At 65.4% G+C, this 17,712-nt stretch carries 17 protein-coding genes; 8 read left to right on the forward strand and 9 right to left on the reverse strand.

Features of this window, described 5'->3' with window-relative positions; genetic code table 11:
* Positions 1-24 precede the first annotated feature (24 nt).
* From B5D62_RS21670 to B5D62_RS21685, 4 genes are read right to left on the reverse strand one after another with little or no spacing between them, the layout of a single operon-like run.
* Positions 25-1,422: a malonyl-CoA decarboxylase domain-containing protein gene (locus tag B5D62_RS21670; RefSeq protein WP_085936045.1), complete on the reverse strand. Its 1,398-nt coding sequence runs from the start codon at positions 1,420-1,422 to the stop codon at positions 25-27.
* 56 nt (positions 1,423-1,478) lie between these two features.
* The gene (locus B5D62_RS21675) at positions 1,479-2,117 is read right to left on the reverse strand and encodes a DNA-3-methyladenine glycosylase family protein (protein ID WP_139374015.1); all 639 of its coding nucleotides are present in this window, start codon (positions 2,115-2,117) and stop codon (positions 1,479-1,481) included.
* Positions 2,110-2,673 carry a methylated-DNA--[protein]-cysteine S-methyltransferase gene (locus B5D62_RS21680; protein ID WP_085936046.1) on the reverse strand — a complete coding sequence of 188 codons (564 nt, stop codon included), beginning with the start codon at positions 2,671-2,673 and terminating at the stop codon, positions 2,110-2,112. Before B5D62_RS21680 ends, B5D62_RS21675 begins: the two co-directional genes overlap by 8 nt.
* 45 nt (positions 2,674-2,718) lie before the next feature.
* Positions 2,719-4,485, reverse strand: a complete 1,767-nt coding sequence (locus tag B5D62_RS21685; protein WP_085936047.1) for an ABC transporter ATP-binding protein — start codon at positions 4,483-4,485, stop codon at positions 2,719-2,721.
* 145 nt (positions 4,486-4,630) lie between these two features.
* On the opposite strand from B5D62_RS21685, the gene B5D62_RS21690 reads away from it, so the two are divergent.
* The 5 genes from B5D62_RS21690 (at position 4,631) to B5D62_RS21710 (ending at position 10,052) form a co-directional block, all read left to right on the forward strand.
* Entirely contained in the window at positions 4,631-5,689 is a 1,059-nt protein-coding gene (locus B5D62_RS21690) for a glycosyltransferase family 4 protein (protein ID WP_085936048.1), read from the forward strand.
* 160 nt (positions 5,690-5,849) lie between these two features.
* Positions 5,850-7,001: a BtaA family protein gene (locus B5D62_RS21695; RefSeq protein WP_218191199.1), complete on the forward strand. Its 1,152-nt coding sequence runs from the start codon at positions 5,850-5,852 to the stop codon at positions 6,999-7,001.
* A gap of 3 nt (positions 7,002-7,004) precedes the next feature.
* Positions 7,005-7,664 (forward strand): class I SAM-dependent methyltransferase, encoded by a 660-nt coding sequence (locus B5D62_RS21700; RefSeq protein ID WP_218191201.1) that lies wholly within the window; start codon positions 7,005-7,007, stop codon positions 7,662-7,664.
* Between the two features lie 109 nt (positions 7,665-7,773).
* Positions 7,774-8,976 (forward strand): 3-oxoadipyl-CoA thiolase, encoded by a 1,203-nt coding sequence (pcaF, locus tag B5D62_RS21705; RefSeq protein ID WP_085936049.1) that lies wholly within the window; start codon positions 7,774-7,776, stop codon positions 8,974-8,976.
* Positions 8,976-10,052, forward strand: coding sequence for an OmpA family protein (locus B5D62_RS21710; RefSeq protein WP_085936050.1), 1,077 nt, complete (start codon positions 8,976-8,978; stop codon positions 10,050-10,052). Before pcaF ends, B5D62_RS21710 begins: the two co-directional genes overlap by 1 nt.
* A 13-nt stretch (positions 10,053-10,065) precedes the next feature.
* On the opposite strand, the gene pncA is transcribed toward B5D62_RS21710, so the two are convergent.
* The 5 genes from pncA to purD all read right to left on the reverse strand — a co-directional run bounded on the left by pncA (position 10,066) and on the right by purD (position 15,420).
* Positions 10,066-10,674 carry a bifunctional nicotinamidase/pyrazinamidase gene (pncA, locus tag B5D62_RS21715; RefSeq protein ID WP_085936051.1) on the reverse strand — a complete coding sequence of 203 codons (609 nt, stop codon included), beginning with the start codon at positions 10,672-10,674 and terminating at the stop codon, positions 10,066-10,068.
* Positions 10,675-10,688: 14 nt separating this feature from the next.
* On the reverse strand, positions 10,689-11,813 hold the full coding sequence (tgt, locus tag B5D62_RS21720; RefSeq protein ID WP_085936052.1) for a tRNA guanosine(34) transglycosylase Tgt: 1,125 nt from the start codon (positions 11,811-11,813) through the stop codon (positions 10,689-10,691).
* Positions 11,810-12,856 carry a tRNA preQ1(34) S-adenosylmethionine ribosyltransferase-isomerase QueA gene (gene queA / locus B5D62_RS21725; protein WP_085936053.1) on the reverse strand — a complete coding sequence of 349 codons (1,047 nt, stop codon included), beginning with the start codon at positions 12,854-12,856 and terminating at the stop codon, positions 11,810-11,812. Before queA ends, tgt begins: the two co-directional genes overlap by 4 nt.
* 120 nt (positions 12,857-12,976) lie before the next feature.
* Positions 12,977-14,104: an MBL fold metallo-hydrolase gene (locus B5D62_RS21730; RefSeq protein ID WP_085936054.1), complete on the reverse strand. Its 1,128-nt coding sequence runs from the start codon at positions 14,102-14,104 to the stop codon at positions 12,977-12,979.
* A 32-nt stretch (positions 14,105-14,136) separates the two neighbouring features.
* The gene (purD, locus tag B5D62_RS21735) at positions 14,137-15,420 is read right to left on the reverse strand and encodes a phosphoribosylamine--glycine ligase (protein ID WP_085936055.1); all 1,284 of its coding nucleotides are present in this window, start codon (positions 15,418-15,420) and stop codon (positions 14,137-14,139) included.
* Positions 15,421-15,502: 82 nt separating this feature from the next.
* Between purD and B5D62_RS21740 the strand changes: the two genes are divergently transcribed.
* Genes B5D62_RS21740 through xseA form a run of 3 tightly spaced genes read left to right on the forward strand, consistent with a single transcriptional unit; the run spans position 15,503 to position 17,667 of the window.
* The gene (locus B5D62_RS21740; protein WP_085936056.1) at positions 15,503-15,733 is read left to right on the forward strand and encodes a type II toxin-antitoxin system Phd/YefM family antitoxin; all 231 of its coding nucleotides are present in this window, start codon (positions 15,503-15,505) and stop codon (positions 15,731-15,733) included.
* Positions 15,730-16,134, forward strand: a complete 405-nt coding sequence (locus B5D62_RS21745; RefSeq protein ID WP_085936057.1) for a type II toxin-antitoxin system VapC family toxin — start codon at positions 15,730-15,732, stop codon at positions 16,132-16,134. The genes B5D62_RS21740 and B5D62_RS21745 overlap by 4 nt, the downstream gene beginning before the upstream one ends.
* Positions 16,135-16,143: 9 nt before the next feature.
* Complete coding sequence (gene xseA / locus B5D62_RS21750; RefSeq protein ID WP_085936058.1) at positions 16,144-17,667, forward strand: exodeoxyribonuclease VII large subunit; 1,524 nt, start codon at positions 16,144-16,146, stop codon at positions 17,665-17,667.
* Positions 17,668-17,712 lie beyond the last annotated feature (45 nt).

The raw sequence follows: 17,712 nt of genomic DNA on the forward strand, positions 1-17,712 counted from the left end.
CTCTCGCTCAACGCGGTGCGACGCTCAGGCCTTCGCCATGGCACGGACCTCGCGGCTCGCGACCACACGGCCGTTGGCATAGGCGGAATGGTTGGCCTCGACCTCGCCGAGCTTGTAGCGGTAATTCACCATCAGGCCGTAGGACTGCTTGAGGCCATTGGTACTGGTGTCCGCGAGCCAGTTGATGCGCTCGACGATCGCGCCGTTGCCGAGATGGAAATGCGCCACGCGATCGAGGGCGCGCCCGCTCTCGTCAGTGCCGGTGAGATAGCGTGCCGTGATGCGGGTCAGGATTGGCCGCAATGCCTTGTCGATGGCAGGCACCTCCCACCACACGGGTTTGTCGAGCAGTTCGCGCACGGCAGCGGCGCCGGTCGCCTTGTTGTTGGTGACCGGTACCAGGGAAGCGATCTCGCCCGGTGTCAGCGCGCCGTCGCCCTCGTTCTTCAACCGACCATCGATGTGACTCCGCAGGCCGGGTATCGGCGACAGGGTGGCGAAATCCTTGATGTTCGGCAGGTCGCGGGAAAGCTGTTCGGCCACGCGCTTGATCAGGAAGTTGCCGAAGCTGATGCCGGCCAGACCGCGCTGGCAGTTGGAGATCGAATAGAAGATGGCGGTATTGGCATGTTCGGGATCCGATGTCTCGGCCTTGGCGTCGAGCAATCGCTGCACGTTGCCGGCCATGCCGTTCACCAGCGCGACCTCGACGAAGATCAGCGGTTCATCGGGCATGCGCGGATGGAAGAAGGCGAAGCAGCGCCGGTCGGAATCGAGGCGGTTCTTGAGGTCGCGCCAGGAGCGGATGGCGTGAACGGCCTCGTAGGCGACCAGCTTCTCGAGCAGGGCCGCCGAGGACCGCCAGTCGATGCGTACGAGATCGAGAAAGCCGACATCGAACCAGGCGCCCAGCAACGGCCGCAGATCCTCGGCCAGTGTGCGGGCGGGAACGTCCGTCTTGCCGAGAACCATCAGCTCCGCGCGCAGATCGACCACGAACTTCACGCCTTCCGGAACGCCGACGAATTCACGCAGCAGATGAACTGCCGGGGGTTCGAGCGCCTTGACCAAAGAGCGCGGCGCTTCCTTGGAATTGCGCCATTGCTCGACCCGGGCCATTGCCGCTTCGCGCGTCAGCCCATAGTCGTGGGCCAGCGTCAGCAGAAACTTGCGTCGGCCCGTCGCCGACAGCGACAGATAGGCTTCCCCCAATTCGGCAGCCCGTGCACGCCGTGCCGTTTCGCCACCCTTGCCCTCGAGGCAGGCATCGATGCGGCCCTTGAGCCGGGGAACGTCATCTTCGGGGAGATCGGGGCGAAGTGGTGCTCCGACGGCTTCGCGGGCGCCACGGGCGGTTTGGATGAAAGCGGTACGCAGGCGTTCGAGCGTGCGATCGACGGTATTGGAGAAGGGTAGTGCCATGACGCTGATTATGTCATGGCCGATGTGTCACTCCAGTGGCGCAGATGAACGCGCCTTCACTTGTCCGTCAGATCGAGTGTGCGCCACAAATACCAACTGGCCACCGTACGATAGGGCCGCCACTTCTCGCCGTGTCTTTCCAATGTTCGTGGTGCCGGCAGCTGCCGCTTGCCGAAGGCCGCGGCGTAGGCCTTGCGCAGGCTGTAGTCGTCGAGCGGCAGGACGTCCGGACGCCCGAGCCTGAACATCAGGAACATCTCGGCGCTCCAGCGGCCGATGCCGCGGACCTGCACCAGACGCTCGATGAGGACCGCATCTTCCAGTTCATTTGCTTGTTGCAGCGTGGGCAATTCCTGATTGTCGACGCGCCGCGCCAGATCGTGCAGTGCGAGCACCTTGGCTGCCGACAGACCGACGCCTCTCAACTTGTCGACAGGAGTCTGCAAAATGTCCCGGGGCGTGAAGCCGCCGATGCTCCGGGGAAAAAGAGCTTCGAGACGCCCGTAGATGGTAGCCGCAGCCTTGGTCGAGAGCTGCTGATAGACGATTGCCTCGGCCAACGCGCCGAACAGGCTGCGCGAAGTCTTCAACTCCATGACGAACGGGCCGACGTTCGTGATGATGGCCCCGAGAGCCGGATCCGAGGTCTTGAGATGCCGCACCGCGCGACGGCAATCGAACGTCCAGTCAGCCACCGGGGCGTCCAAGCCGCTCGAACAGGGGCCCGGCTCCCAGGGCAGCGGCACCCTCGATCTCGAGAATGCGTCGCTTGGTGGCGACGCCGCCACTGGCTGAAAAGCCGCCCATCCGGCCATCGGCGGCCAGAACACGATGGCAGGGGACAATGATGGCGATTGGATTGCGGCCAAGGGCCTGACCCACTTCGCGCGACTCGTGCGGGGCGTCGAGCCGGCGCGCGATCTCGCCGTAGGTCATGGTCTGCCCGGGCGGGATGGCGCGCGCCACCTCGTAGACGCGACGATGGAACGGCGGTACGGCATCGAGATCGAGCCGAACATCGGACAAGTCGATTGGCTCACCCTTGAGGAGGGTCACGACCCGATCGATGACCGTCTGCACATCAGGCGGCGGTGCGGTCTCCTCGGCCTCCGGCCAGCGTCGCCGCAGCCGCGTCCGCGTTGCTGCCGGCGTCTTCTCCGGAAGCTGCAGGCCGCAAATGCCGGTGGGGGCCCAGACCAGGCCGCATGTGCCGATCGGTGTGTCGAAGAGGACGAAGCTGCGCGCCGTCATGGCGGCAGCCTCTACCTAACCGGTAAACCCGTCAAGTCGGTCCTTTCAGGCGGCGGCCCGTCGCGTCAGGCGCGCCAGTTCCTCGTCGATAAGCATGCGGTAGGGGCCGCGGCGATGCAGCAGTTCGTCGGGTTTGCCTTCCTGGATGACGCGTCCCGCCTGCAGGACCATGATCCGGTCGAAGTTGCGCAGCGTCGAAAGTCGATGCGCGATGGCGATCACGGTGCGCCCCTCCATCAGGCGGTCGAGCGCCTGACGGATCGCCTCCTCCGATTCGCTGTCGAGCGAGGAGGTCGCCTCGTCGAGCAGCAGGATGGGCGAGTCCTTGAGAAGCGCGCGGGCGATGGCGATGCGCTGACGCTGGCCACCGGACAGACGGGCGCCGCGATCTCCAACGACGGTGTCGAAGCCCTGTGGCAGTGCCTCGATGAAGTCTCGGCAGCAGGCGGCCTCGGCCGCTTTCATCACCTCGGCTTGGGTCGCCTCCGGCTTGCCGTAACGAATGTTGTCGAACACCGAGCGGTGCAGGAGGCTGATATCCTGCGGCACGAAGGAGATGGCGCGTCGCATGCTGTCCTGGGTGATGCGCCTGATATCCTGGCCATCGATCAGGATGCGGCCGTCGTCGACGTCGTAGAAGCGCTGGATCAGCGACAGGATGGTCGACTTGCCGCCGCCAGACGGCCCGACCAACCCCGTGCGCTGTCCGGCTTCGAAGCTCAGGTCGAGATGTTCGAACACCTTGTCGCCGCCTGGATAGGCAAACGACACCTTCTCGAAATCGATTCCCCGATGCGTCGGTTCGAGCGGGGTCGCTTCGGGATGGTCGCTCATCTGGTGCGGTTGCAGCAGGGTGGCGATGGCTTCGGACAATCGAGCCATGTGCTGTGTCACGTCGACGAGGGCCACGGCGAGATCGCGCGTGGAATGCAGGATGGTGAAGCCCAGCGTGCAGACCAGGACCACATCGCCCGTCGTGGCCCGGCCATGCTGCCATAGCAGGATGGCCCAGGCGAGCATGCCGACCGTGAGGATGATGACGACGGCGGCATGCAGCAGCCTCAGGCGCTCGAGGTAGAGCAGGCTCTTGCGACGGGCCGTCATTTCCTGGCCGACGGTCTCGTCGAACCGCGCATGCTCCCGCGCCATCGCCCCGAACGTGCGGACCAGCGGCATATTGCCGATCACATCGGCGAGTTCTCCTTCCACGCGGGCGGCCTTGTCGGCGAAACCGTGATGAAGAGGCGTACCCGCCGCCGCGAGCCTGAACAGAACGACGATGAGGATCGCGGCGATCGTGGTCAGCACCGCTGCCATGGGAAGGCTGACGGCGATCAGGTAGGCAAGGGCTCCCGCTGTCGCCACACAGGGCGGCAGCACGTTCCACATAAAGAGATTTTCGACGGCGAAGGCCGCGTTCGAGGTCGCGGTGATCCGGCCGGTGAGCGTCCCTGCCAGCCGGTCGGAGAAATAGCTGGGTGCGTGGCCGGTCAGATGGCGAAACAGCTCGCCTCGCAGGTCACCGCTTACGCGCACAAAGGCGTGGCTCGCGATCCATCCTCCGACCCGCCAGAGCAGGTTGTCTGCCGCAACCAGCGATACCAGGATCGTGAACGCAATCCATATGCCGGGGTGGGCGCGCCCCGCCGCGAGAGTATCGACCAGAAACTTTACCGCATACTGGGTGCTGACGGAACACCCTACGGCTGCGAGGACCGCGGCTAGGATTGATGCATGCGCCATCGGCCGACGACCGACATAGCGCAACAGGAACGCGACGGGTCGCCCCGCGTAATTACAAAGGCTGAGCATTGCCACAGCCTAATGCTGCAGGATCGGATTCGGCGGCATGAACAGATCGATTTCGCTGTGACCAAAAAGGGGCTGCCGCACGCTCACCGCATTTTCCCTTGACCAGAGAGACCGCCAAATCGCCGTCAACCAGGAGGTTACGTGTATGCGTATCGCGCAAATTGCTCCGCTGACCGAGGCAATTCCCCCCAAACTGTATGGCGGCACGGAGCGCGTCGTCTCCTGGCTGACGGAAGAGCTGGTGGAGCTCGGCCACGATGTCACACTGTTTGCCAGCGGCGACTCCCTGACCAAGGCCAAGCTGGAGCCGATGTGGCCGCAGGCGTTACGGTTGGATGGCGCCGTGCGCGACCCGGTCGCGCTGCATATGGCGATGCTTGAACATGTGCGGCAGCGCGCCGATGAATTCGACGTCCTGCACTTTCATCTCGATTACTATCCGTTCTCGCTCTTCTCGCGTCAGTCCGCCCCTTTCGTGACCACCCTGCACGGGCGGCTGGACCTTCCGGAGCATCAGGCGGTGTTCGATGCGTTTCCATCCGTGCCGGTGATCTCGATCTCCCATAGCCAGCGCAAGCCTTTGCCCCAGGCGCATTGGGTCAAGACGATCCACCATGGCCTGCCCGAGAATCTCCTGACCCCTCGGCCGGTGAAGGGCGACTACCTTGCCTTTCTCGGTCGCATGGCGCCTGAGAAGGCTCCGGATCAGGCGATCCGCATCGCCGTTCGATGCAAGATGCCGCTCAAGCTCGCTGCCAAAGTCGATCCGGTGGATCGGGCCTATTTCGAGCATGAGATCGAACCGATGCTCAAGCTGCCCGGCATCGAGTTCATCGGCGAGATCAGCGATCGCGAGAAGTCTGGCTTTCTGAGCGGGGCGCGAGCTCTCCTGATGCCCATCGATTGGCCGGAGCCGTTCGGACTGGTGATGATCGAGGCCATGGCCTGCGGGACACCCGTCGTCGCCTATGGCAGCGGATCGGTGCCGGAGATCGTCGAAGACGGCCTCACGGGACTGATCGTGAAGAACGAGGTCGAGGCTGCCGATGCCATCCGTGATCGGCTCGACCTGCTGTCGCGCCAGAAAATTCGAGCCCGCTTCGAGGAGCGCTTCACGGCGCGGCGCATGGCCGAGGAATATCTCGAAATCTATCGCGGCCTCGTCACCAATGAAGTGCCCCGGCTGAGGCTGGTGAAGGCCTGAGCTGGGGATGAGCATGTCATAAAACCGGCATCCAATACCGGCATAGTGACGGGATTGAATCGGGCCGGAGAAGTTCGGGTTGATAGATCCACGTGCGGAGAGTCACGTCCGCCTCAAGCAAGCGGTGCGGCGCAATCGCGCTCTATCTCGTGAAGGGCTTTTGGAAAGGCTGTTCGAACGGCTGTTCCATGGCCTCGTCTACACGCAGATCTGGGAAGACCCGGAGATCGACCTCGAGGCGCTGGCACTCGGCTCCGACCACCATGTCGTCGCCATCGCCTCGGGCGGCTGCAATGTCCTGTCGTATCTGACGGCCAATCCGGCGCATATTACGGCGCTCGATCTCAGCCTTGCCCATGTCGCGCTCAACCGGCTGAAGCTGGTCGCTGCCAGCCGGTTGCCGTCCTGGGAGGCGTTCTATCGCTTCTTCGGCGCGGCTGACGACGAAGCCAATGTCGCCGCCTACGAGCGGCTGATCGCGCCGTATCTCGACCTGCAGAGCCGGACCTACTGGGAGGGCCGCAGCCTGAACCAGCTGGGCCGGCGGCGGATTTCCATCTTCGAGCGCAATGCCTACAGGCACGGCGTGCTCGGCCGGTTCATCGGCCTCGGCCATGCGGTGGCGCGGTTCTACGGCGTCGATCTGCGCGATCTCCTGAGTGCACGGTCGCTCGAAGAGCAGCGCCACTTCTTCGAGACGACGCTGGCGCCGCTGTTCGACAAGCGTGCCGTGCGCTGGGCGACGGCCAACCGCCTGTCGCTCTATGGTCTTGGCATTCCTCCGGCGCAGTACGACGCACTGGCCGGGGGCACGGACATGCGCCATGTGCTGCGCCAGCGGCTGGAACGACTCGCCTGCGGCTTCAGTCTCGAACAGAATTACTTTGCCTGGCAGGCATTCGGCCGATCCTACGCCGACGGTGCCAGCGGTCCGTTGCCGCCGTACCTGCGGCGCGAGCACTTCGATGCCTTGCGCGCGCGGGTCGATCGCGTCGAGGTCCTGAACCGCTCGATCACCGAATATCTCGCCGGCTGTCCATCGGGCTCGGCAGATCGCTACGTGCTGCTCGATGCCCAGGATTGGATGACGGACGACCAGCTCAACGCCTTGTGGACGGAGATCACTCGCACCGCGCGTCCCGGGGCACGGGTCATTTTCCGTACCGCCGCCGAGCCGTCGCTGCTGCCGGGACGTCTCGACGACAGCCTGCTGCAGCGCTGGCGCTACGAGGCGGAGCTGTCGCAATCGCTGGGCCAGCGCGACCGCTCGGCCATCTACGGCGGCTTCCATCTCTATGTGTTCGAGGGCTGAACCGTGGCCGAAGCCATTGTCTCGTCGGAGCTGATGGACCGAATCTACCGTCGGCAGCGTCATGTCTACGACGCAACGCGGAAATACTATCTGCTGGGCCGTGACCGGATGATCGCCCGCCTGGCCCCGCCGGCGGGCAGCCGGGTGCTCGAGATCGGCTGTGGCACGGCGCGCAATCTGATCGTGGCGGCGCGCGCCTACCCGGACGTGCAGTTCTTCGGTATCGACATCTCGGCCGAGATGCTGGCAACCGCGCGGCGCACGCTCGAGCAGGAAGGCCTGGCGCACGACATCCGGCTGGCGCGCGCCGATGCCACGGCGTTCGATCCCGCCCTGCTGTTCGGCGTCCCGTCCTTCTCGCGCATCTTCGTTTCCTACAGCCTGTCGATGATGCCCTGCTGGCAGGCGGTGCTGGGGCGCGCCCTGACGTGGCTGGCGCCGGGCGGAGAGCTGCATGTCGTCGATTTCGGCGGACAGGAAGGTTTGCCGGTGTGGTTCAGGGTCGGCCTGCGCGGCTGGCTGAGGCTGTTCCACGTCACGCCCCGCGACGAGCTCGAGCAGGAACTGACGCTGCTGGGTCTGCGGTCCGGCGCGCTGACCGCGATCGAACGCCCGTTCCGCGGCTACGCACAATACGCCGTCTGCCGCCGGCTCGGCGTCTAGGCAAGTCCGCTTCCCTTTCGCTGCATGGCCCTGCGGAGCGTGAGGCATTGGCAGTTGGCGCTGCCGATGCTAACCGGGCTGCACGATCCTTGTTGTGTGGGGCCCTGAGATGACCGAAGCCTTCATTTGCGACGCCATTCGCACGCCCGTCGGCCGCTACAACGGCGGCCTTGCCGCGGTGCGCGTCGACGATCTTGCCGCTCATCCGATCAAGGCGCTGATGCAGCGCAACAACGCCGTCGATTGGGGCGCGGTCGACGATGTGATCTATGGCTGCGTCAATCAGGCCGGCGAGGACAACCGCAACGTCGCGCGCATGGCCGGCCTGCTGGCCGGTCTGCCGGTCGAGGTGGCGGGCGCGACAGTCAACCGGCTGTGCGGCTCCGGGTTGGAAGCGGCCGGACACGCCGCACGCGCCGTGAAGCTCGGCGAGGCCGACATGATCATCGCCGGCGGCGTCGAGGGCATGACGCGCTCGCCCTATGTCATGGGCAAGCCCGAGGGGCCGTTCGACCGATCGATGAAGCTCGAGGACACGGTGCTGGGCTGGCGCTTCGTCAACCCGAAGATGAAGGCGGCCTATGGCGTGGATGCCATGGGACAGACCGCGGAGAACGTCGCCGTGGAACATCAGATCAGCCGCACCGATCAGGATGCCTTTGCCTATCGCAGCCAGCGGCGCTGCAAGGCAGCCCAGGATCGCGGCTTCTTCGACAAGGAAATCATCAAAGTCGCGGCCAAGAAGGGCAAGACCGAGTACGTTGTCGACAAGGACGAGCATCCGCGCGGCGACACGACGATGGAGACGCTGGCCAAGCTGCAGGCCGCCTTCCGCGAGGGCGGTTCGGTGACGGCCGGAAACTCGTCGGGCATCAACGATGGCGCCTGCGCCATGATCATCGCCTCGGAAGCGGCGGCCAAGGCCAACGGACTGACGCCGCGGGCCCGCATTCTCGCTGCCGTGTCGGCAGGCGTGCCGCCGCGCGTGATGGGCATCGGTCCCGTGCCGGCAACGAAGAAGCTGCTGGCGAAGCTCGGCATGAAGATCGGGGACTTCGACACGATCGAGCTCAACGAGGCCTTTGCCGCCCAGGCGCTGGCGGTGCTGCGCCAGCTCGGCCTCGCCGACGACGCCGAAAACGTCAATCCCAATGGCGGCGCCATCGCCCTGGGCCATCCGCTCGGGGCGTCGGGCGGCCGTCTGATGATCACGGCGCTCAACCAGCTCGAGGCGACCGGCGGCAAGCGCGCCCTCTGCACCATGTGCATCGGCGTCGGACAGGGCATCGCGCTGGCGCTCGAACGGGTGTGATGCGCAGGCTCCTGATCGCGGCCGCAGTTCTCGCCTGGTCCTGCGGCCTGGCGCAGGCGCAGATCGAGCCGCGCTATGCCAAGGAGCTGGCCGCCAATGCCCCCGGTTCCGGCGATCAGCTGCTGCCGCGCTACGCCGGCTCCATCATCCTGGCGCAGACGCGCAAGGACTTCGATGAGCTGGTATTGCCGCTCGGCCCGACGGTGGGAGCAAGCTATGCCAGCGATCCCGACAAGAAGCTGCGCTACAGCAAGACGGAGACGGTAGAAGGACGCCTGACCCGCACCATCTATGTCATCCCCGAGGGCCGTTCGACACTCGAGGTCGTTCGCAACTACACGAACGAGCTCGAAGCGAAGGGAGCCAAGACGCTGTTCGAGTGCAGCAAGCAGGCGTGCGGGGAGGAATTCTACAAGCTGCATGGCATTCCGCGGGCCTTGAAGCCCGAGGGCACCGCTTACAGCCGCGAGCGCCGCGCTCTTGCCGGCAATGTTCTCGACTATGTCGATCCCGATCAGGACCAGCGCCTGTGGGTCGGCACATGGAGCCAGGAAGGCGGCGGCGACGTCTATGTCGCCCTCTACGCGGCAACCCAGACCGGCGGCTCGATGGGCGACATCTCGGCCGCCTTGAAGGGCCGCGTGCTGGTGATGCTGGATGTGCTCGAGACGAAGGCCATGCAGCAGAACCTCGCCTTCGTATCGGCGGATCAGATCGGCGGTGCGCTGGGCAAGGACGGTCGCGTCGCCCTGTACGGCATCTATTTCGATTTCGACAAGGCCGACCTCAAGCCCGAATCGGACAAGCAGCTTGCCGAGATGGCAACGCTGCTGAAGTCGCAGGCAGGGCTCAAGGTCTTCATCGTCGGGCACACCGACAACAAGGGCACCCTGGCCTACAACCTGGACCTGTCGCAGCGGCGGGCCGACTCGGTCGCCCGGGCCCTGGCCAGCCGCTACGGCATCGCCGCCGATCGCATAGTGTCGAAGGGCGTCGGGCCGCTCAGCCCGCTCGCCGCCAATGATACCGAAGACGGCCAGGCGAAGAACCGCCGCGTCGAACTGGTGAAGCAGTAGCCGGCGTTGCCGGCTACGGGGTCTCGGTAAGATTGATTCCGGCCTGACGCAGTTCGGTCATCATGCGCTTCTTGCTGCCGTCGAGGTCGATCGCCGCGGTGGCGTCCAGCACCACGGCGACATTGAAGCCTGCCTGTCGCGCATCGATGGCAGACCAGGCGACGCAATAGTCGAAGGCAAGGCCACAGAACACCAGCCGCGTGAAGCCGCGTGCCTTCAGGTAGCCGTCGAGGCCGGTACGCGTCATGCGGTCGTTCTCGCGGAAGGCCGAGTAGGAATCGATGCCGGTGTGGAATCCCTTGCGCACGACCATCTGCGCCTTGACGGTATGGAGTTCGGGATGGAAGTCGGCGCCGGTGGTGCCTTGCACGCAGTGCTCCGGCCATAGCGTCTGCGGGCCGTAGGGGAACTTCGCGGTGCTGAAGGGAGCGGCGTCCTGCCAGCTGCTGGCGAACGAGGCATGGCCGGGCGGATGCCAATCCTGCGTCAGCACCACATGGTCGTACCGATTGATGAGGCGATTGACCAAGGGCACGACGGCATTTGCGCCGGGAACCGCCAGAGCGCCTCCATCGCAAAAGTCATTCTGCATGTCGACCACGATCAACACCTCATTCGGCATGCCACGTCTCTCCTTCAAAGTGGTGGTAGATCTCCTCGGCCCTGTTCCTGCTCGAATGCGGCGATCCAGTGGCCAAATGACTGGGTTTCGATCGCCGCTCGCAGGCCGCGCATGATGTCCTGATAGTAGTGGAGATTGTGCCAGGTGAGGAGCATGGGGCCGAGTATCTCCTCGCTGCGGATCAGATGATGAAGATAGGCGCGGCTGTGATGTCGGCAGGCCGGACAGCCGCAACGCTCGTCGATCGGGCGCGGATCGTCGCGATGCCGGGCATTGCGCAGATTGAGCTCGCCGCGGCGGGTGAAGGCTTGCGCCGTACGTCCTGCGCGGGTCGGCATGACGCAATCGAACATATCGATGCCGCGCCGTACAGCGCCGACAATATCGGACGGCCGGCCGACGCCCATCAGGTAGCGCGGCCGATCGGCCGGCAGCAGCGGCACGGTCGTCTCGAGCGTCTGGAACATCAGCTCCTGGCCCTCGCCGACGGCGAGGCCACCGACGGCGTAGCCGTCGAAACCGATCGCGGTGAGGGCTTTGGCGCTCTCCTCGCGCAGATCGGGGAACGTGCTGCCTTGCACGATCCCGAACAGCCCGTAGCCGGGCCGGTCGACGAAGGCGTGCTTGCCGCGTCCGGCCCAGTCCATCGACAGGCGCATCGATCGGGCCGCGTCCTCCTTCTCGACGGGCCAAGGCGTGCACTCGTCGAACGACATGGTGATGTCGGCGTCGAGCAGATGCTGGATCTGGATGGACCGTTCCGGCGTCAGCCGATGCTGGATGCCGTCGATCGGCGAGCGGAAGGTGACGCCGTCGCGATCGATCTTGCGCAGCTCCTTGAGCGACATGACCTGGAAGCCGCCGGAATCGGTGAGGATCGCGCGCGGCCAGTTCATGAACTTGTGCAGGCCGCCCAGCGCCGCCACGCGCTCCGCACCCGGGCGCAGCATCAGGTGATAGGTGTTCCCGAGCACGATCTCCGCCCCGGTCTCGGCGACGGATTGCGGCATCATCGCCTTTACGGTGCCGGCTGTGCCGACCGGCATGAAGGCGGGCGTCTCGACCGTACCATGCGCTGTTGCAATGCGGCCGCGCCTTGCCAGGCCGTCCGTGGCCAGGAGTTCGAACGAAAGACTCATCGATGCAACAGACAACAATCGCCGTAGGAATAGAAGCGATATCGATGCGCAATGGCATGCGCGTAGGCCGCCTTGATGCGCTCCAGCCCGGCGAAGGCTGCGACCAGCATGAACAGCGTCGAACGCGGCAGATGGAAATTGGTCAGCAGCAGGTCGACGGCGCGGAAGCGGAAGCCCGGCGTGATGAAGATATCGGTCTCGCCGCTCCAGGCCCTGATCGCTCCCTCCTGATCACGCGCCACCGTCTCGAGCAGGCGTAGCGCCGTCGTGCCGATCGAGACCACGCGTCCGCCGGCCTGACGGGTGCGTCCGATCGCCTGCGCCGTCGACTCCGGCACCTCTCCCCATTCCGCATGCATCTTGTGCTGGTCGGTATCCTCGACTCGCACCGGCTGGAAAGTGCCGGCGCCGACATGCAGCGTCACGTTGGTGGCGCCGATGCCGGCTTCGGCGAGTGCCGCCATGAGGGCGGGGGTGAAATGAAGCCCAGCGGTAGGAGCAGCAACGGAACCATCCACTCTCGCAAACAGCGTTTGATAATCGGTGCGGTCGTGCGCGTCGGCGACGCCGCCCCGAATGTAGGGCGGCAGAGGTACGGCACCGCTGCTCTCCAAGGCGGTGAGAAAATCGTGACCGCTGCGGTCGAAGACGAGAACGATGGAGCCGTCGGCATTGAGGGTCTCGACCTTTGCGCCGATGCCGCCGGCAAAGGCGATGACGTCGCCCCGCTTCAGACGTTTGACCGGACGTCCGAAACAAAGCCAGTGGGCGCTGCCGAGATCGCGGATCAGCAGCGCCTCGACCGCGACGTCCTGCCTGCCGGCACCGCCTGGCCGCACTCCCTTGAGCCGGGCGGGAATGACCTTGGTGTCGTTGAACACCAACAGGTCGCCGCGCCGCAGCAGCGCGGGAAGCTCGCGCACCGTGCAGTCATGCAGCCCGTCCGGCGCGACATCCAGCAGCCGCGCCGAATCGCGGGGGGAGACAGGCCGCTGGGCGATCAGGTCGTCCGGCAGCTCGAAATCGAAGAGATCAACACGCATCAAAGTCTTCCTGCTCCCTCAGGGGGAGACGGTGGCGCGCCTCGCAGGGACGTCACGAGCCAATCGAGCTTCCGTGTCGAAGCCGATCTCCCGCCATCCGCAGGCACGACGGTAAATGGATCAGGTCGGTCCGATATCCATCACGTCGGAGTCGGAGTCGTCGATCGGCGGCTGGACATTGGGATCGAGCAGGGCGACGAAGCGATGCACGCCGTCGATCACGGTCCGCGTCACCCGTGCCCGCGTCTCGAGGCAATGCAGGTGCGCCAGCGTTTCACCGAAGGCGAAGACGATCTGGTTGTTGTCGAGATGGCGCGGGAACAGCACCGGTACCATGTCCCAACCCGTCGCCCCTTGGGATCCGAGGCGCGCGATGGCGTTGGTCATGTCGGTCATGCGCGCGTCGTGATGTGCCACGAGCTGGTCAAGGCGGGTATGCAGGCCGACGAAGGGGAAGCCGTGGCTCGGCAGGACCAGCGCATCCGCCGGCAAGCGGCGGAACCGGGAGAAGCCGTCGAGGAACCAGGTCAGCGCGTCGGCCAGCGGTTCGTTCGGCCACACGCCGACATTGGTGCTGATCTTGGGCAGCACCTGGTCGCCGGCGATCAGGACGTTGAGTTCGGGGCACCAGAGTGACGCGTGTTCGGGAGCATGGCCGCGGCCGACGATGACGTCCCAGCGGTGGCCGCCGAGCGTGATCGGATGGGCATGGATCAGTCGCTGGAAGGCAGTGGGAAGCGGCACCACGCCCTTGGCGTAACCGCCCTTGTGACGATGGAACAACGGGATCTTCTCGGCCGGCACGCCATTGCGCAGCAGGTGTGCGGCGCGGACCTCCTCGGCGTCGATGAAATCGTTGCGCGCGGCGATCGCGCTCATGTACTCGCCGAGGGTCATGAACAACGGCGCGTTCCAGCGCTCGCACAGCCAGCCGGCGAGGCCGATGTGATCGGGATGGAGATGCGTGCCGACGACGCGCGTCAGCGGCTTGCCGCCGAGCTTGCCGGCAAAAATCTTCTCCCACAGGTCGCGCGTGGCCTGCGAGTTGATGCCGGTATCGACGAGCGTCCAGCCATCCTTCTCCTCGATCAGCCACAGGTTGATGTGGTTGAGCTGGAAGGGCAGCGGCATGCGCAGCCAATAGATGCCGGGCGCGACATTCTTGATGTCGCCGGGTTCAGGGACGTCGCCGCAGGGGAAGCGCAGCTGGGCGAGAAGGCGCTGCGACAGGTCGGGAGAATCGGGCATGTAGTGAACCTAGCCTCGGCTGCACTCGGGTGTCACGACCGCCGGCTGACTGCCCGCCATGCGATATCGCGGCGGCAGAAGCCCTGCGGCCAGTCGATCAGGTCGACGGCGCGATAGGCGCGCGTGCGGGCTTCCTCGACGGTGGGGGCCATTGCGGTGATGTTGAGGACGCGGCCACCATTGGCCAGGATCGTCTTGCCGTCCGCGCCGAACGTCGTGCCGGCATGGAAGATCTGTACGCCCTCGACCTTGCCTGCGGCCTCGAGATTGCGGATCGGGCTGCCTTTCTCATAGGCATCGGGATAGCCTTGCGCCGCCATGACCACGGTCAAGGCCGTCTCCTCCGCCCAGCGCAGATCGAAATGAACCAGGCTGCCATCGGCACAGGCCATCAGGGCCGGCACGATATCGGACTTGAGCCGCAGCATCAGGACCTGGGTCTCGGGATCGCCGAAGCGGCAATTGTACTCGACCAGGCGCGGTCCCTTCGGCCCGATCATCAGCCCGGCATAGAGGACACCCTTGTAGGGAATGCCTTCGGCCTTCATGCCGCGCACGGTGGGCAGCACGATCTCGCGCATCGCCCGCTCCACCATCGCCGCATCGAGCACCGGCGCTGGCGAGTAGGCGCCCATGCCGCCGGTGTTCGGGCCCTTGTCGCCATCGAAGACGCGCTTGTGATCCTGGGCGCCGGCCAGGGCCAAGGCATGCTCGCCGTCGCACAGAGCGAACAGGCTCGCTTCCTCGCCGTCCATGAATTCCTCGATCACCACCGACGCGCCTGCTGCGCCCAGGCGGTTGCCCGACAGCATGTCGCGCGCGGCCTCGATTGCCTGCGCAACGGTCTCGGCCACCACGACGCCCTTGCCGGCCGCAAGTCCATCCGCCTTCACGACGATCGGCGCCCCCTGCGCGCGGATATAGGCTTCGGCCTGCGCGGCGTCCGTGAAGCGCTCGTAGGCTGCTGTCGGAATGTTGTGGCGACGGCAGAGCTCCTTGGTGAAGCCCTTGGAGCCTTCGAGCTGCGCCGCCTTCCCGGACGGGCCGAAGACCTTGATGCCCACCTCGGCCAGCCGATCGGCGAGTCCTTTCACCAGCGGACCCTCGGGACCGACAACGACGAAGTCTATCTTCTCGCGCTGGGCGAGCGCCACCTGGCCCGCCACATCCTCGGCCGCCACATTGACGCATTCGGCGAGCTGCGCGATTCCGGCATTGCCCGGAGCGCAAAAGAGCTTCGTGCACAAGGGCGATGCGGATATGGCCCAGCACAGCGCATGTTCTCGACCGCCGCCGCCCACCACCAATATCCGCATGTGCAACTAGTCCTTTGAGAAAGCTTGCTTTTCTGGCGATATGACTATAGGTCATGACCATGGTCACATCGCGGATGCCACCATGACAAAAACCATGAAAGCGTCGGAGTGCAAAGCGAAGTTTTTGGGCGTGCTGGACGAGGTCGCGTCCACGCATGAACGGGTCATCGTGACCAAGAACGGCAAGCCGGTCGCCGAGATCGTGCCGTTCGTGGAGCGGCCGAAAACGATCGTTGGCGCCCTGAAGGGCTCCGTCATCCACATGGGCGATCTCGACGCGCCGAGCGAGAGCGGGGAGCCGCCCAAGGCATGAGCGTGGTTCTCGACACCAACGTCCTGGTCTGGGCCCTCGAGGGCGACAAGGCGCTGGGCAGTCGTGCGGCCCGTCTGATCGACCAGGCGGTGATCGGCGGCGTCGCCCATGTGTCCGCGATCTCGTTCTGGGAGCTGGGACTCAGGATTCGGGAAGGAAAGTTCGGCCTGGCGATACCGCTCAGTGACTGGAGGGCACAGGTGCTGCGTCTTGGCGTCCGCGAAGTTCCGGTCGACGGCACGATTGGCGTCACCGCAAGCGAGTTACAGGATCTTCATTTCGATCCGACGGATCGATTGATCGTGGCGACCGCGCTGCGCCTCGGCGCGTCGCTGGCCACCTCGGATGCACGTCTGCTGGCCTGGAAGGGTCCGCTCGCCTGCATCGATGCCCGGGTGTAGCGTCGACCGATGGAAGCGACCGCCCCGGAAACCACGGGTCTGAGCAACGTCCCGGAATTCTCCGTCTCCGAACTCTCGTTCGCGCTCAAGCGTCAGCTCGAGGGTGCCTTTCCGCGCGTGCGCGTGCGCGGCGAGATCAGCCAGCCATCGTTCCCCCGTTCCGGCCACTGCTATTTCCGGCTGAAGGACGAGAACGCCGTGCTCGATGGCGTGTGCTGGAAGGGCACGCTGCCGCGCCTTGGCATCAAGATCGAGGAGGGCATGGAAGTGATCGCCACCGGCAAGATCACCACCTATGCCGGCTCCTCGCGCTACCAGATCATCATCGATCGGATCGAGCTCGCCGGCGAAGGCGCCCTGCTCAAGCTGCTGGAGGATCGGCGCCGGAAACTTGCGGCGGAGGGGCTGTTCGATGCCGAGCGCAAGCGCGCGCTGCCCTTCCTGCCCGAGGTCGTCGGTGTCGTCACATCGCCGTCGGGCGCGGTGATTCGCGACATCCTGCATCGCCTGTCCGACCGCTTTCCGCGTCATGTCCTCGTCTGGCCGGTGGCGGTGCAAGGCGACAAGGCGGCTGGCGAGGTCGCGGCAGCGATCGCGGGCTTCAACAAGCTGCCGCTGGAAGGACCGGTGCCGAGGCCGGACATCCTGATCGTCGCCCGCGGTGGCGGCAGCCTCGAGGACCTCTGGGCCTTCAACGAAGAAATCGTGGTGCGGGCGGCCGCTGCTTCGACGATCCCACTGATTTCGGCGGTCGGCCACGAGACCGATACCACGCTGATCGACTTCGCTTCAGATCGCCGCGCGCCGACTCCGACCGCGGCGGCCGAGATGGCCGTGCCGGTCCGGGCCGACTTGCTGACCCAGACGCTCGATTTCGGCAAACGCACGATCGCCTGCATGAATCGAGCACTGCGCGAGGCGAACGTCGCGCTTTCCGGCCTGGCGCGAGGCTTGGGCGATCCGCTGCGGCTGATCGAGGAGCGACAACAGCGGCTCGATGTCTGCGGCGAACGACTCGCGCTTGCCATGCACCGGCTGGTCGAGCGCCGCGATCACCAGCTCGCTGCGGCGCGCCTGGCCAGTCCGCTCGCCGTCATCAACGCCAAGGAACAGGCGTTGGTCGCCGAGGGTCGCGTGCTCGAAGGGGCGATGCGCCGTTATGCGGGCGATACCCGCCAGAAGATCGAACGCACCGCGGAGCGGCTGGAACAGTTCACCGACCGCGTGCGCCGCTGTACGGCCGAGATGCTGGTACGCTGCGGCGACAAGGTCGATCAGCTGGGCAAGTTGTTGGAGAGCTACTCCTTCCATTCCGTGCTCAATCGCGGCTTTGCACTCGTGCGCAACCAGGACGGCCATCCGGTGCTGGCGGCATCGGGAACGCGTTCAGGCGATACGCTGAGCATCGAATTTGCCGATGGTCGCATCGGCGCCCGCGTTACCGATGGGCTGAGTACGGCGCCGCGGGCCGCATCGGTCCCCCCACGCAAGCGCGACGGCGGCAACAACGGAAATCAGGGCTCACTGCTGTAACCCGCGCTATCCAGGAAGAAGTTGTCAGCTGGAAGCGGGTGAGTG

Source organism: Enhydrobacter aerosaccus, from assembly GCF_900167455.1.
Lineage (GTDB): Bacteria > Pseudomonadota > Alphaproteobacteria > Reyranellales > Reyranellaceae > Reyranella > Reyranella aerosaccus.

Bases quoted from the DNA above. Each gene is read 5' to 3' on its own strand.
- pncA (WP_085936051.1), bottom strand. From the start codon at position 10,674: ATGCCGAATGAGGTGTTGATCGTGGTCGACATGCAGAATGACTTTTGC.
- B5D62_RS21740 (WP_085936056.1), top strand. From the start codon at position 15,503: ATGACAAAAACCATGAAAGCGTCGGAGTGCAAAGCGAAGTTTTTGGGC.
- purD (WP_085936055.1), bottom strand. From the start codon at position 15,420: ATGCGGATATTGGTGGTGGGCGGCGGCGGTCGAGAACATGCGCTGTGC.
- B5D62_RS21685 (WP_085936047.1), bottom strand. From the start codon at position 4,485: ATGCTCAGCCTTTGTAATTACGCGGGGCGACCCGTCGCGTTCCTGTTG.
- pcaF (WP_085936049.1), top strand. From the start codon at position 7,774: ATGACCGAAGCCTTCATTTGCGACGCCATTCGCACGCCCGTCGGCCGC.
- B5D62_RS21745 (WP_085936057.1), top strand. From the start codon at position 15,730: ATGAGCGTGGTTCTCGACACCAACGTCCTGGTCTGGGCCCTCGAGGGC.
- B5D62_RS21690 (WP_085936048.1), top strand. From the start codon at position 4,631: ATGCGTATCGCGCAAATTGCTCCGCTGACCGAGGCAATTCCCCCCAAA.
- xseA (WP_085936058.1), top strand. From the start codon at position 16,144: ATGGAAGCGACCGCCCCGGAAACCACGGGTCTGAGCAACGTCCCGGAA.
- tgt (WP_085936052.1), bottom strand. From the start codon at position 11,813: ATGAGTCTTTCGTTCGAACTCCTGGCCACGGACGGCCTGGCAAGGCGC.
- B5D62_RS21670 (WP_085936045.1), bottom strand. From the start codon at position 1,422: ATGGCACTACCCTTCTCCAATACCGTCGATCGCACGCTCGAACGCCTG.
- queA (WP_085936053.1), bottom strand. From the start codon at position 12,856: ATGCGTGTTGATCTCTTCGATTTCGAGCTGCCGGACGACCTGATCGCC.
- B5D62_RS21730 (WP_085936054.1), bottom strand. From the start codon at position 14,104: ATGCCCGATTCTCCCGACCTGTCGCAGCGCCTTCTCGCCCAGCTGCGC.
- B5D62_RS21680 (WP_085936046.1), bottom strand. From the start codon at position 2,673: ATGACGGCGCGCAGCTTCGTCCTCTTCGACACACCGATCGGCACATGC.
- B5D62_RS21710 (WP_085936050.1), top strand. From the start codon at position 8,976: ATGCGCAGGCTCCTGATCGCGGCCGCAGTTCTCGCCTGGTCCTGCGGC.